The organism is Spirosoma aerolatum (assembly GCF_002056795.1).
GTDB classification, from domain to species: Bacteria; Bacteroidota; Bacteroidia; order Cytophagales; family Spirosomataceae; genus Spirosoma; species Spirosoma aerolatum.
The window spans coordinates 2,944,649-2,957,256 of sequence record NZ_CP020104.1 but is presented as its reverse complement, the minus strand read 5'-3'; the positions used below and the strand labels follow the sequence as shown (position 1 = coordinate 2,957,256).

The following is a 12,608-nucleotide window of genomic DNA, read 5'->3' as shown; positions in this document are numbered from 1 at the left end:
GCTCAATCACTCATTCACTCAATCAATTAGTCCCAACACTCCATAATCAGCAGATCACCGGCTTGGGCTTCGATGCGGACAAAGCCATCCTGGGCCGCTTCGTTGCTGCTGCTGGTAAAGTAGCCGAGTTGAAGCGTTGCATCCTGAAGATTGTATTTGAGACCATCGGACGTAAAGCCAGTTACGGTGCCTACTGGAATCAATGAAATGGGCGTTCCGGCTTCATACCATTTTTCAAATTGGCCGACTAGCGGAAAAATCCGGGAATGGTCGTCGAGCATTGTGATGCGAATCTGGTCTTTGTACCGCACGATATTGGTCATGTTCGTGAGCGTATGATCGGCCCGGCGCCCCGTCGCCCAGATGATATTGACGGCCGGATAGCCTCGTTCGATCAGGAATTCAATACCCTTATCGAGGTCCGTTTTATTCTGATCGGGCGTATGGACGATTTCCAGCGGATACTGCTCTGCCATAATCGCTTCCAAATCCAGCCCCTGATCAAAATCGCCCAGCAGCACATCGACCTTAATGCCAAGCTCGAATACGCGCCAGATAGCCCGGTCAAGTACCACGACTGTCGGACTCCACTCTAAAAGCTGCCCAATCAGTTCGGGCTGGCAGGCTTCGCCATTGGCAATCAATAGAGCCGGTTCCTGTTTTTCGCGGACGATGTGATGTGATGACATAACTGGGGCAAATATAGTTTACGATTTACAGCAATCGGTGAACTGGCGTATCATCGTGCTGGCGTCAGTCCAATGAAAACTGAATCCCGTAAACTGTAAACCGAAAACCACTTATCCTGTTTAATTTTACAGAACGTAAACAGTCCTGATGTTGCAACGCGTTTTTCAATTTCTGACCTTACCCCGATTGATGGGGTTATTTATCGTCCTGTTTTGTTTGGTTGCCCTCCAGAACTACCTGCTTGGGTATGGCAATTACAACAATTACCTGATGTTTGCCCGCCCGTTCGACAACCTGCTTAAAGACAGAAGTATCTACGGCCTTCATCCGCATCTCTATTTCGACAATTATAAATACAGCCCAACATTTGCCTGGCTGATGGGGCCGTTTTATTATATGCCCGATCTGCTGGGTATGATCCTCTGGAATTTACTCAACACAGTTGTACTGCTCGCGGGTGTCTGGTATTACCTATCTGACGAAAAAGACCCTGATCGCCAGCGCCGTACCGCCCTACTGATCATCCTTCTGGAAGCACTCATTACGGCTCAGAATCTGCAAAGCAATAACCTCATTGTCGGTGCCATACTCCTGGGGCTTTATCATTTGCGTAACGAACGGGTTTGGCAGGCGGCCTTTTTCTTTGTGTTGTGTGGTTTCATCAAGTTTTACGGGGCTGCGGCTGCGGGCTTCTTTCTCTTTTACCCAAAAAAGCCACAGTTCATTTTAGCGATGCTAGGCTGGACACTGGTATTTGCCATTGCCCCGGTAACGATGATCCCATTCGACCATCTGCTGGCCGAATATAAAGAATGGTTTAGTGTCATCGTTGTTAGTAAATTGGGCCTACAGGTATCGGTGATGGGGATTGCCGAAGCCTGGTTTGGCATGGCGAAAACGGACAGCAACTATCGTATCATCGAACTGATTGGAGCTACGCTGTTTCTCCTGCCTTTCCTGCGATTTGGCCTCTGGTCGGATCGACTGTTTCAGCGTCGGATGGTAGCCTACTTCCTGCTGTTTATGATAGTATTCAACAAAATGGCCGAGTCGCCTACGTATGTGATGGCCGTGACGGGTGTGGCGCTGTGGTGGGTAACTCTCAACGAGCCTGCTCAGTTGGATAAAGTCCTGCTGGCCCTGGTCATTATTTTCACCTCGCTTTCGCCAACCGACATTTTCCCGCAGGTCGTCCAAAAGCAGTTTTTCCAGCCGTACAATATTAAAGCGGTTCCTTGCTTACTGGTGTGGGCGCGGATTCAGTACCAGATCTGGACGCAGTCCAATTCTGCTCATCGCACCTTACAAACCACCTAGAATCTTTTCAATATCGGCCGGACTGTCGACGCTGGGTGTTTGATAGGTTGTCGCTACGAGTTTGATGCGGTAACCGGCTTCCAGCCAACGCAATTGTTCCAGTGATTCGGCTTTCTCCAGGAGCGAGGGGGGCAATTGAGTGATTTTAGCCAGAATATCAGCCCGATATGCGTATAAACCTACATGTCGGTGATATGCGTGATGCAAATGCCACTGGTCAGGTTCAATATCCCACAGATATGGAATGGGTAACCGACTGAAGTAGAGCACTTCATTCTGCTCATTGACGACAATTTTGGCTTCTTTGGGATCATGCAGTATAGCGGCCGAATCGACAGTAGCCATCTGCGTTGCCAATTCAACCGATCCGTCCAGAATAGCAGCCAGTTCGTCAATTTGTGCCGGATCAATGAAGGGTTCATCGCCCTGAATATTGATGATATAATCGTTCTCGCTCGGCTCAAGCCCCTCGGCAACCAGTCGGTCGTAGGCTTCCCAGCAACGGTCGGTTCCACTAGGATGATCGGTGCGGGTCAAAACTACCTCTTCGCCCAGCCGACGCACCGCTTCCACAATCCGTTCGTCGTCGGTGGCGACAACCACTTTGCTTAATGAAGTCGCCTTTTTTGCCTGCTCCAGCACACGTTGAATCATGGATTTACCACCAATATCGGCCAATGGCTTGCCGGGAAACCGAGTAGAGCCGTAACGGGCAGGAATAATACCGATAATCATTACAAAGAGAGAAAGAGTGAAAGAGTGAAAGAGCGATGTGGAGATAAACAGCTTCATATATTTCTCTAGGCTTCTCCACTGTCCCTCTGCAATTCTGTATTTTATTTACGCTCTGGCCCATTCGAGCCCACTATCCAGTAGCTGGGCTCGATGGCCTGGCGTTGCTGGTAATAGTGGTCGTAAACTGGCTTATAACGGAGTCGTTCGGCCATCACGGTTTCGAATTGACCTAATAAGCCCAGCAGTAATTCGCTGCTCTCGCGCACGGCAAACTGACCACTCTGATTACCCGTCACATAATCGGCAAGACCGTTTCGGATGACATACTCCATAAATAGTGGATTGGCATCCCGCCGTATCATGATCCGGACTCCTGCTACTTCGGCCACGGACAGGTCGAGAGCATCATCGAAGAAAAAGGCTACTTCCGATGGTTTGAGCTGGTGCTGATCCAGCAAGTGATGCAGTACGTCGATCTTGTGCTTGGCCTGCGCGTAGTAGGCATGAAAATGTTCCCGACGCACCAGCATTTCAGCCAGATCGTTCGTTACCCCCGTAATGACAGCGGCAACGGGCAATTGCTGGTTATGCTGCAACCAAAGGCCAAATCGGAGCAGGTTTGTACCCATCGAATCGACTTCACTGAACGAGCTGCTACCCGATGCGGTCTTAATTCCGTTATTAAACACACCATCCCAGTCGAACACGATGGCCTTCACCGACTGAAGTTTCTTCGCAATCTGGTCGGCAGGCGTAACAAATTTTCCACCCAGGGCGGTAAAGGCAGTTTCAATTTCAGTCATATAAACTATGTATGAAGTATGATATAGGATGTATTATTAAAGCCATACATCCTATATCATACTTCATACATCATTAAGCTAGTTCTGGCAGTGTATTGCGGTATTTAACTTCAACGGCGTGGAGTTCGAGCAGGGGCTTAAGGAACTCTTCCAGGTATCGGATGTCGAGTTGGCTGGCTGCGTCGCAAAGGGCTTCGGATGGGCAGGTATGCGTTTCCACAAACAGGCCATCAACACCCGCAGCGACACCCGCGCGAGCTAATACAGGCAGGTATTCGCGAGCGCCACCTTTGGCATCGGCCGAGGGAATACCGTACTTCCGAATAGCATGCGTCACGTCGAATACGACCGGATAATTGGTACGCGCCATATGGTAGAAACTACGCGGATCGACCACCAGATCGTTATAGCCAAACGTGTAACCGCGCTCAGTCAGGATGATCTGGTCGTTGCCCGAATCTTCAATTTTTTTGACCGGATGTTTCATATTTTCCGGTGCCAGGAACTGTCCGTGTTTGATGTTAACAACCCGCCCGGTTTTGGCAGCCGCCGTTACCAACATCGTTTGCATACAGAGGTAAGCTGGAATCTGAATCACATCCACCACTTCAGCAACTGGAGCGCACTGGTCTGGATAATGAACGTCGGTCAGCAGCGGAAAACCGAACTGCTCTTTTACTTTAGCTAATACCTGAATTCCTTTTTCCAGGCCGGGGCCGTTATAATAGTTCAGACTGGATCGATTGTCCTTCTGAAACGATGATTTATAAATGATTTTGATACCGACCCGCTCCTGAATTTCGCGGAGTTGTTCGGCTACGGTCATCATAATTTTTTCGTCTTCGATTACGCAGGGACCGCTGATGAGGAATAAATCATCTGTCCCGCACTCAATGTCGCCAACGCGAACGATTTTTTGTGACATTTTTTCTGTCGTTTTAAGTAAACTGGCTCTTATCCTTCTTCAGGACGCCATTCAACAAAATAAGTCCGGCTCCCACCATGACTGATACGTCAGCCATATTGAAAATGCCAGTTTGAAATAGCCCAACACGGATATGCAAAAAGTCGGTTACCGAACCGTAAGCGGCCCGGTCGATGAGATTGCCAATGCCTCCTCCTATAATAAAGCTGGCTCCCAGCGCCAGAAGCCGGGTAGCTTTAGCCGAAAGAAGTAGATAAGCAAACCCCGCCAAAAGCGCCAATATCGGCAGTATCAGTAAGAGAATGTTCTTAATCAGCGGAGGCCATGCATCGCCTACGCTTAAAAACGCGCCCGTATTCTCGACTTTGGTCAACGTCAGATGACGATCCAGCAATGAAATACTTTCGCCATAACTCACCTTGTCGCGTACGATGGTTTTTGATACCTGATCGCAGCCGATATTGACCGAAACGGTAAGGATGATGAGAAAGATTCGGATTGCGTTTTTCATGCTTAGTGGTAACCTGAACACCCTCTATTTACAGCCGACGGAACAGATCTTTCAGCAGATCGATGGTAATAACCTCCTGCCAGTTGTCGCCAATAGCGTGCAGCCACATATGCGGCAGATTGTACGATACATGCGCCATTTTCGTAATGGTGTCGTCATCCCAGTCTTTTGCCAGTCCCTGTGGTAAATCGATCTGGTGGTAGGCGACCATCTGCTTAAACTCGGCCACACCCTCTGGATAATAGTCTTCCAGATGATTCATGATCAGGCAATTGGCATAACAATGGCGAGTTCCCAAAATTTTCGACAAGCCATAGCTCAGTGCATGACACACGCCCACTTCCGAATAGGTCAGGCTCAATCCCCCCATCAGCGAAGCGACCATCAGTTTATCATCATTTTCGGGGGTCTGGCCGGAGTTTTCACCCAGATACACCTCCCGGCAAAGCTTCATAGCCTGCTCGGCATAGGCGTGCGAATAGGCATTATTCATCCGACCATTTTCCGACTCTACGCAGTGGATATAGGTATCCATACCCGTGTAGAACCACCAGTTGCGCGGCACCGTCGCAATGAGTTCAGGATCGAGAACAACCTGGTTGAATACCGTCCATTCACATTTGAGACCGAGTTTTTTTACCGGACCCGTCAGTACAGCCGTCATCGACACCTCAGCCCCGGTACCCGAAATGGTTGGTACACCAACATGGTAAATACCCGGCTTTTTGATCAGATTCAGTCCCTGATAAAGCGTAGAAGACCCTTCGTTGGTAAACATCAGCGACAGGGCTTTGGCAATGTCCATGATGCTACCGCCCCCAATGCCTACTACGCCTGAAGGAAGTCCTTTTTTAGCCAGAATTTCGTCGCGAAGCTGGTCGATCTGGTCGGTGGTTGGCTCATGCTCTTCAACACTAATGTAATAGGTCAGGTCTTCGGGATGTGCCGGAACCCGTTCCTGGAGCGGTTTACCTTCGAAATACTTATCGACCAGAAAAACGAAATAGTGTTCATTTTCGGCCCGGTGCGGAGCCAGAATGTCATCGAGTTGGGAAAAGCTCCCCCGACCAAACACGGTCTTTTCGATGCCTTTAAAATTTTTATGCGTGGTTTGTGTAGCTACCATATTGTACGCTCTATTCGCTTAAAATTACGCTTCTATCAGGGTTGCTTTCCGAACGGCGGCTTCAATGGCAGCGGCTAGCTTTTCTACTTCGTCTGTGGTCCACGATGCCCGAATACCGAACGAAATCAACCGGCCAATGACGGCCTGGGCATGCGGAATGTCGAGGTTTTTATAATCCTGTGGGGCACCGAACTTCTCAACCGCCAATGCCGATGCGGTCCGCATTTCCTTGATATGGTCCCACTGATTGATGAAGTGATACATATTGACGAACCAGTAATTAAATCCACCAACACCAGCCGCATTCAACTCGGCAACAGTACGCTGGGCCGACTGTGTATCTTCCAGAAACAGGTTAAGGAACGTAGCCGAATCGCCGTCGGCGTCAGGAATACGGGCAAACGATACCCCCGGTACATTCGCCAGGAGCTCCATCAGCCGCTTTTTGTGGGTGTTATTTTTCTGGACGATTTCAGGAACCCGGCGGGTTTGTACCAATCCTACAGCCGCATGCAGTTCGCTAATCCGGTAGTTGAAGCCCAGAATCGGGTGTTGCTCCATACCCCGGTTGGTGCCAATGTGATCGTGGCCATGATCGGAATAGGAATCAGCATGTTTATAGGCCGTTTCGTCGTTGGTAACCATAATACCCCCTTCGCCTGCCGTTGCGATTTTAAAGAAATCGAACGAATACGCGCCGGTTTTACCCCACAACCCTGTTGAAACGCCTTTGAACGATGCACCCATCGCCTGACCAGCATCTTCAACAAGTACCAGATTATGTTCATTAATAACGGCCATGATCGCATCCATATCGGCCATTTGTCCGCACATATGCACCAGGCAAACGGCTTTGGTCTTAGGCGTAATGGCTTTGCGAATACCATCGGCACTCAGGCAAAGTGTTTCGTCAATGTCGGCAAAAACAGGCAAAGCGCCAATCATCAGAACCGCTTCGACGGTAGCGATGTAGGTAAAGGGCGGCACAATGACCTCGTCACCTGCGCCAATCCCAGCGGCTGCCAATGCACAGAGTACGGCCGTTGAGCCACTCGATACCGCATGAGCATATTTCGCCCCTACGACCTTAGAAACCTCGGCCTCAAATTCGCGGGCTTTGTAGATATTGTTCCGCTGCGCTTCGTGATTATACCGAAACAGGATGCCGGTCTCGAGCACATCGTTGATTTCCTTGCGCTCAGCCGCTCCAAAAAATTCCATTCCTGGCATGACGTAGTCTATTTTTTTACAAAAGTACAGCTTTTTCTCTCTGACAGGATTTACAGGATGAACAGGATTTAAGCTAGAACAATAAATCCTATTCATCCTGTAAATCCTGTCGAAAAAATTAACGTATCAATAGGGCATCCGTTTCTCCAGAGCCACCCACTCCCGAAACACCTGTCCGGCTTCGTTGCGCAGCAGTTGTTGCATGGGGATGTGGCGCTCTTCGTGCTTTTTTTCCAACTCTTTGTAAATAAACGAATCATCGAAACCAGCGTCGGCCGCATCGGTATGCTCGGCGGCATACACAATCCGGCTGGGTCGGGCCCAGTAAATAGCCCCCAGGCACATGGGGCAGGGTTCGCAGGAGGCATAGAGTGTACAGCCATCCAGTTGAAACGAGTCCAGATTCTGGCAGGCATCCCGAATAGCTACTACTTCGGCATGAGCCGTTGGGTCGTTGGTTGAGGTAACCCGATTGCAGCCTTTCCCAACAATTTCACCATCCCGAACAATTACACAACCAAATGGCCCGCCCTGATTGCTGTTCATACCTTCGCGGGCCAGTTGGATAGCCTCACGCAAAAAACGCTCGTCCTCAATTGTTGTCATAGAGTAATCATTCATTGGCATTGGGTGGGCATTCATTGTCATCCATAGCTTCACTGTTTACCAATAAATGGCTACCGTATGGCGATTAATGACAACGAATGACAAATTTTAAAGGGCAGCAAGATACTTGGTAACGGCCAGTTGTGCTGCACTGTTTTTACGAAACGTGTCGGGGGCCAGTGCATCACGCAGGGATTCATACATATACATTACTTCCCATAAACTACTCAACAACGTCATTCGGTCGGGCATCGAAACCGTTTTACGAAGGCGGGTTAACTCGTCGGTCCCGAACGTTGTTTCGGCCCGACGGACACCCCTTGGTAAACTGGCATTTTTCAGGTGAAGCATCGGTCCGATGACGGCATTTCGAACAAAGGCAAGAAAATCAATGGCTTCGAAATACTCCCCGCGACCCACTTTCAGGGCAGCATAATGGGCCCAAATCCAGAAACGATCTTCGGCCCACTGAAAGTCGAAAGGAGGGTACTGAGCCGTGGTCTGTTCAATAATTGATGTCAGTATGCCGTCCTTTTCCCAGAGAATCGTCGGGTTTTCAACGCGGTGATGGAACTCGTCGGGCGTTAAAAATTTAATATCCACATGCAACAGGGCCGATTCGTAGAGGGCGATCAACAAACGGGGTTCGCCTACGTGGTCGCCCCGAAAGGAAGCCAGCATCGATCCGAATCGGGCAGCAACGGCCTGCATACTGGCTAGCTCAGGAGCGATTTGCTGGTTACTGACCAGAACCAGATCGAGGTCGGAGTAGGCATCCAGCTCACCCGATGCCCAGGAGCCACCAACGGCTAGTCCAACGGCATCGGGGTCCTGCTGAATAACAGTAATGGCGTTTGTAATGAATAACTGATAGGGTTGTAACGGTACCTGCATAAATTCATGGCGCCGAGCTTTCGGTGCGCTTAGTAAATTACCGCAGAACGATCCCCAAAAGGGATTGGTTCGGATTTACGCTCCTATTTCATCGGTTCAATTCAAAACAGAGAATGAATTCGCAACCACTGGATTCACAAGTACCCTACAAAATCAGCAATACATAGTTTACAATTCCGTTACTGACTCAGAATCTCTTCAAACGTAGTTATGCGACCTTTATTTATCGTTTTTATGCTGGTATCTCTGAACAGCCTACCACAACGTACAGTGGCACAAGCTATAGCTGAACCTCCCGTTCAGATTACTATTCTGGCCGATGGAAAGCCCGTTGGGCCAACCAGTAAAGTCCCAATTTCTTCACAAACCATTACCCTCACCTGCCAGCTTACGCCAGAGGCTCATCGGCAACACCCAGAGCTAGATTCCAACGTGATCATTAAAAATGCCGTCATCAATCGAGTGCGGGGCACAACACGAGTCGGTTTTTTGAACTGGTCAGGTTCAGGTAATGATTTATCTATCGCCTTCGCTCCTGCTGAAGCTCCGGGCGACCGATACATTATTCAACTAGAGGATGCCCGCATTCAATACAAGAATGGTACAAGTGTAAGGCTGCACAAACCCATCTTTTATACCATCTCGTTTCGGGAATAATGACATGAGTATCCCTACACGGTCTTACCGAATCGGCCATATCAATCCGACGCCCGATGGACCTGATGAGAGTAATAAACGCTCCTGTTTGTCTCCCCTTTTTTTGAAGATCAGGTAATTGACCAGATCGAAAGCCAGCAGAAATCCACCCTGCACCATGATGGACTTTCCGTAACCTCGCAGTTGATCGGCCTGGTCGGGTCGGGTTTCTGCCCGTTCACGCAAATACGCTCCGCCAATTACGTAGGCCACATCGAGTCCGGTATTGAGCAGCAAAATCTGTTTCATGGTTTCGTGTTTCCGAACCGCATCACCCAGCGTTTCATTGCCTTTTTGAGACCTGCGGGAACTTAACAGGCCCGCTCCAGCAATACCCAGGTTGACCAGATTCCAATACACGTTCATCCGGTGAAAATACTTCGTTTCGCCCGATGTTTGTCCAGCGGCAATACTGCCAACGGCTATGTTTGCAAGCGCATACCCGCCTAATGTAAGACCAAGCGTTTTTTGATGCTGAATACGTTGACTCGAAAATCCCTGTAAATCAGTTGTCGCAGATTGGGCAGTAGCCGGAATACCCAGCAGTACTGAGCCAGCGGCCAGGAGAAAATGGCGAAATATGGTCATAGCGAATTGGTTTGATCATCTGTTTTTTTCGACAAACCAATTGTTTATAGTCCAAGTTTTTCCCGTTCTTCAGGATTGTTAATATTTGTCAGCTCGCGTACATCCGGTGCCGTCAGCAGACGAATATCATTCTGGAGAAGAATCTGGCGAGGGGAATAGGCTCCTTCAGCAACAGCCTGAAGCAAAACAGGGCCAAAAGCAGGTTCGTAAATCCCCAAGAGCGGTTCGGGCAATTGACCATCTGAATCGTAAAATACAGTAGCCAGTTTGGCCGGATTTCGCCCTTTTACCAGTGCGTCAATGGATTTGAGGGAGATAAGCGGCATATCACAGGCTACCACAAACCAGGCGGCCTGTGGATCATAGGCAAACGCCGACAAAATACCGTTAATTGGCCCCGGTAGGTCATACCGATCCACTAGCCGAAGCTGGAGTTTCCCAGCTACTTCCAGCTCAGTTTCCTGCGTGGTATTCACCGACCAGAATACCACGCTGCAATACGGTCGGAGCAGTTCAGTTAAATGATCGCGCTGGGATTTTCCGTGGTAGATCAACTGCGATTTATCCGTACCCATACGCGTACTACGCCCGCCCGTCAGGATGAGTCCATTCAATTTACTCACGTCGAAAGTCTCGTTTACCGCCCGTTTTTTCCATGAGCCTGGTTTCCTTGATCACAATGTCGTGCGAGAAGGCTTTACACATATCATAGATTGTCAAAGCCGCTACCGATGCCCCAACCAGCGCTTCCATCTCAACTCCGGTTTTTCCCTCGGTCGACACCAGACAGTCCACAATGGCATCAGTCCCTTCGGTGGTTATGGTTATCTGGCAGTTATCGAGCCCCAGTGAATGACAGAGCGGGATTAGCACATCTGTCCGTTTAGCGGCCATCGTCCCAGCAATAATCGCCGTTTGAAAAACGGGGCCTTTTTTGGTTGTAATCTCTGTTCCGGTCGATCCTGACGGAGCTAGATGCTGCATAATATCAGGTCCAAGCACCACAATACTGCGAGCACGGGCCGTTCGACGCGAGACGGTTTTACCGCCCACATCAACCATAGCGGGATTTCCTTCGGCGTTAAGGTGCGAAAACATAACTAAATGGATAATGTGACAATGAGTAATGGGTCATGTAAAGGTACAAATAGAGGAACCGTATTAGGCATTTTCATTGTACATTGTCCAATATTCATAGTTCATTCTCCATTATTCATTGCCCCCATGCTTTCTGTTGCCGAAGCCTTTGCCGTTACTCAACAACACCTGCTTACGCTGCCTACCGAGGCTGTTTCGCTAAACGATTCGTTAGGGCGCGTACTGCGCGAACCGGTGTATGTCGACCGTGACTTTCCACCATTCAATCGCGTATCGATGGATGGCATTGGGATTGCGTATGCCGCTTATGCTTCCGGTCAACGAACCTTCACGATTATCGGACAGCAATTTGCCGGTCAGCCCCAGCAAACCCTATCTGATCCAACAGCCTGCCTGGAGGTGATGACGGGAGCCATGCTACCTGCGGGAATCGATACAGTTGTTCGGTATGAAGATATAACCGTATCGAACGGTCAGGCCACGGTTACGATTGACGATGCAATCTTAGGACAACACGTCCACGTCCAGGCTGTCGACCGTCGGACGGGCGATGAATTGCTGCCTGTAGGAACTCGGCTGAGTCCATCCGCCATTGCCGTAGCCGCTTCGGTTGGAAAAGCAACGATTGTCGTTTCTACGCTTCCCCGCGTGGCACTCATTTCAACCGGCGATGAACTGGTCGATGTGGGAGCCACACCCCTCCCCCATCAGATACGCCGGTCGAATACCTACATGCTGCGGGCGGCTCTTACTTCGCTCGGCATTTCGGCTACCCTACATCACATTATCGATGATGAATACCAATTACAGACGGCCATTCAGGCGTTATTGGCGAACAATGACGTTCTGATTCTGAGCGGGGGTGTATCGGCCGGGAAAGCCGATTTTGTACCGGATGTACTGGCGCGACTGGGTATTCAGAAGCATTTTCATAAAATTGAACAACGACCGGGCAAGCCACTCTGGTTCGGAACCTCGTCAGCCGATATGGTCTATCCGAATCGAACCGTTTTTGCTCTTCCCGGCAACCCCGTTTCGACCGTTTTATGTGCGTATCGGTATGTTATTCCCTACCTTAGGGCATCGCTTGGGCTAGGCCCGGCTCCTGTACACTATGCCCAGCTCGCTCAACCCATTGTTTTCAAACCAGCCATCACCTATTTCCTACCTGTCCGGCTTACTTCTGAACCTGACGGACGAACAATGGCTCATCCGCTACCCGGTTCTGGCTCTGCCGATTTTGCCAATCTGTTAGCCGCCGATGGTTTTATGGAACTACCTTCCGACCGATCAGAGTTTGGGGCTGGTGAAGCCTTCCAGGTATGGCCGACATCTGTATAGCAAAACTTCCCGAACGGAGTAATCTTTCGGGAAGTTTACATTTGATGC

At 49.7% G+C, this 12,608-nt stretch carries 15 protein-coding genes; 3 read left to right on the top strand and 12 right to left on the bottom strand.

The genetic code is table 11. From position 1 onward, the window contains the following. Window positions 1–26: 26 nt before the first annotated feature. Window positions 27–689 (bottom strand): thiamine diphosphokinase, encoded by a 663-nt coding sequence (locus B5M13_RS11915; protein ID WP_080055881.1) that lies wholly within the window; start codon window positions 687–689, stop codon window positions 27–29. A gap of 148 nt (window positions 690–837) precedes the next feature. On the opposite strand from B5M13_RS11915, the gene B5M13_RS11910 reads away from it, so the two are divergent. Beyond that, on the top strand, window positions 838–2,007 hold the full coding sequence (locus B5M13_RS11910) for a glycosyltransferase family 87 protein (RefSeq protein ID WP_080055880.1): 1,170 nt from the start codon (window positions 838–840) through the stop codon (window positions 2,005–2,007). Here B5M13_RS11910 and kdsB read toward each other — a convergent pair. The 8 genes from kdsB to B5M13_RS11870 all read right to left on the bottom strand — a co-directional run bounded on the left by kdsB (window position 1,993) and on the right by B5M13_RS11870 (window position 8,837). Further along, complete coding sequence (kdsB, locus tag B5M13_RS11905; RefSeq protein ID WP_080055879.1) at window positions 1,993–2,742, bottom strand: 3-deoxy-manno-octulosonate cytidylyltransferase; 750 nt, start codon at window positions 2,740–2,742, stop codon at window positions 1,993–1,995. The two genes, B5M13_RS11910 and kdsB, sit on opposite strands and share 15 nt — an antisense overlap. Before the next feature lie 101 nt (window positions 2,743–2,843). After that, window positions 2,844–3,545, bottom strand: coding sequence for an HAD family hydrolase (locus tag B5M13_RS11900; RefSeq protein WP_080055878.1), 702 nt, complete (start codon window positions 3,543–3,545; stop codon window positions 2,844–2,846). Window positions 3,546–3,618: 73 nt separating this feature from the next. Next, window positions 3,619–4,470 (bottom strand): 3-deoxy-8-phosphooctulonate synthase, encoded by an 852-nt coding sequence (gene kdsA, locus B5M13_RS11895; RefSeq protein WP_020600802.1) that lies wholly within the window; start codon window positions 4,468–4,470, stop codon window positions 3,619–3,621. Window positions 4,471–4,483: 13 nt separating this feature from the next. Beyond that, a complete protein-coding gene (lspA, locus tag B5M13_RS11890) occupies window positions 4,484–4,981 on the bottom strand; it encodes a signal peptidase II (RefSeq protein WP_080055877.1) in 498 nt (165 codons plus the stop codon). Window positions 4,982–5,009: 28 nt separating this feature from the next. Beyond that, complete coding sequence (locus B5M13_RS11885; RefSeq protein WP_080055876.1) at window positions 5,010–6,107, bottom strand: iron-containing alcohol dehydrogenase family protein; 1,098 nt, start codon at window positions 6,105–6,107, stop codon at window positions 5,010–5,012. A 24-nt stretch (window positions 6,108–6,131) separates the two neighbouring features. Further along, on the bottom strand, window positions 6,132–7,337 hold the full coding sequence (locus B5M13_RS11880) for a DegT/DnrJ/EryC1/StrS family aminotransferase (protein ID WP_245859963.1): 1,206 nt from the start codon (window positions 7,335–7,337) through the stop codon (window positions 6,132–6,134). 126 nt (window positions 7,338–7,463) lie between these two features. Then, complete coding sequence (locus B5M13_RS11875) at window positions 7,464–7,943, bottom strand: nucleoside deaminase (RefSeq protein WP_218919492.1); 480 nt, start codon at window positions 7,941–7,943, stop codon at window positions 7,464–7,466. A gap of 108 nt (window positions 7,944–8,051) precedes the next feature. Beyond that, complete coding sequence (locus B5M13_RS11870) at window positions 8,052–8,837, bottom strand: aminoglycoside 6-adenylyltransferase (protein ID WP_080055874.1); 786 nt, start codon at window positions 8,835–8,837, stop codon at window positions 8,052–8,054. Window positions 8,838–9,047: 210 nt separating this feature from the next. Between B5M13_RS11870 and B5M13_RS11865 the strand changes: the two genes are divergently transcribed. Beyond that, window positions 9,048–9,494 (top strand): hypothetical protein, encoded by a 447-nt coding sequence (locus tag B5M13_RS11865; protein WP_080055873.1) that lies wholly within the window; start codon window positions 9,048–9,050, stop codon window positions 9,492–9,494. Window positions 9,495–9,518: 24 nt separating this feature from the next. Here B5M13_RS11865 and B5M13_RS11860 read toward each other — a convergent pair whose 3' ends face one another. The 3 genes from B5M13_RS11860 to moaC are packed head-to-tail and all read right to left on the bottom strand — an operon-like array spanning window position 9,519 to window position 11,219. Beyond that, a complete protein-coding gene (locus tag B5M13_RS11860; protein ID WP_080055872.1) occupies window positions 9,519–10,121 on the bottom strand; it encodes a DUF6992 family protein in 603 nt (200 codons plus the stop codon). A 44-nt stretch (window positions 10,122–10,165) separates the two neighbouring features. Beyond that, window positions 10,166–10,744, bottom strand: a complete 579-nt coding sequence (locus B5M13_RS11855) for an NTP transferase domain-containing protein (protein WP_080055871.1) — start codon at window positions 10,742–10,744, stop codon at window positions 10,166–10,168. Beyond that, window positions 10,737–11,219: a cyclic pyranopterin monophosphate synthase MoaC gene (moaC, locus tag B5M13_RS11850; protein ID WP_080055870.1), complete on the bottom strand. Its 483-nt coding sequence runs from the start codon at window positions 11,217–11,219 to the stop codon at window positions 10,737–10,739. Before moaC ends, B5M13_RS11855 begins: the two co-directional genes overlap by 8 nt. Window positions 11,220–11,345: 126 nt before the next feature. Here moaC and B5M13_RS11845 point away from each other — a divergent pair, with 126 nt between their 5' ends. Then, complete coding sequence (locus B5M13_RS11845) at window positions 11,346–12,560, top strand: molybdopterin molybdotransferase MoeA (RefSeq protein WP_080055869.1); 1,215 nt, start codon at window positions 11,346–11,348, stop codon at window positions 12,558–12,560. The last annotated feature ends 48 nt before the right edge of the window (window positions 12,561–12,608 follow it).

Excerpts from the sequence above, each read along its gene's own strand:
- B5M13_RS11865 (WP_080055873.1), top strand. The coding sequence starts at position 9,048 with ATGCGACCTTTATTTATCGTTTTTATGCTGGTATCTCTGAACAGCCTA.
- B5M13_RS11875 (WP_218919492.1), bottom strand. The coding sequence starts at position 7,943 with ATGACAACAATTGAGGACGAGCGTTTTTTGCGTGAGGCTATCCAACTG.
- B5M13_RS11845 (WP_080055869.1), top strand. The coding sequence starts at position 11,346 with ATGCTTTCTGTTGCCGAAGCCTTTGCCGTTACTCAACAACACCTGCTT.
- B5M13_RS11870 (WP_080055874.1), bottom strand. The coding sequence starts at position 8,837 with ATGCAGGTACCGTTACAACCCTATCAGTTATTCATTACAAACGCCATT.
- kdsB (WP_080055879.1), bottom strand. The coding sequence starts at position 2,742 with ATGATTATCGGTATTATTCCTGCCCGTTACGGCTCTACTCGGTTTCCC.
- lspA (WP_080055877.1), bottom strand. The coding sequence starts at position 4,981 with ATGAAAAACGCAATCCGAATCTTTCTCATCATCCTTACCGTTTCGGTC.
- B5M13_RS11900 (WP_080055878.1), bottom strand. The coding sequence starts at position 3,545 with ATGACTGAAATTGAAACTGCCTTTACCGCCCTGGGTGGAAAATTTGTT.
- kdsA (WP_020600802.1), bottom strand. The coding sequence starts at position 4,470 with ATGTCACAAAAAATCGTTCGCGTTGGCGACATTGAGTGCGGGACAGAT.
- moaC (WP_080055870.1), bottom strand. The coding sequence starts at position 11,219 with ATGTTTTCGCACCTTAACGCCGAAGGAAATCCCGCTATGGTTGATGTG.
- B5M13_RS11885 (WP_080055876.1), bottom strand. The coding sequence starts at position 6,107 with ATGGTAGCTACACAAACCACGCATAAAAATTTTAAAGGCATCGAAAAG.
- B5M13_RS11915 (WP_080055881.1), bottom strand. The coding sequence starts at position 689 with ATGTCATCACATCACATCGTCCGCGAAAAACAGGAACCGGCTCTATTG.
- B5M13_RS11880 (WP_245859963.1), bottom strand. The coding sequence starts at position 7,337 with ATGCCAGGAATGGAATTTTTTGGAGCGGCTGAGCGCAAGGAAATCAAC.
- B5M13_RS11910 (WP_080055880.1), top strand. The coding sequence starts at position 838 with ATGTTGCAACGCGTTTTTCAATTTCTGACCTTACCCCGATTGATGGGG.
- B5M13_RS11860 (WP_080055872.1), bottom strand. The coding sequence starts at position 10,121 with ATGACCATATTTCGCCATTTTCTCCTGGCCGCTGGCTCAGTACTGCTG.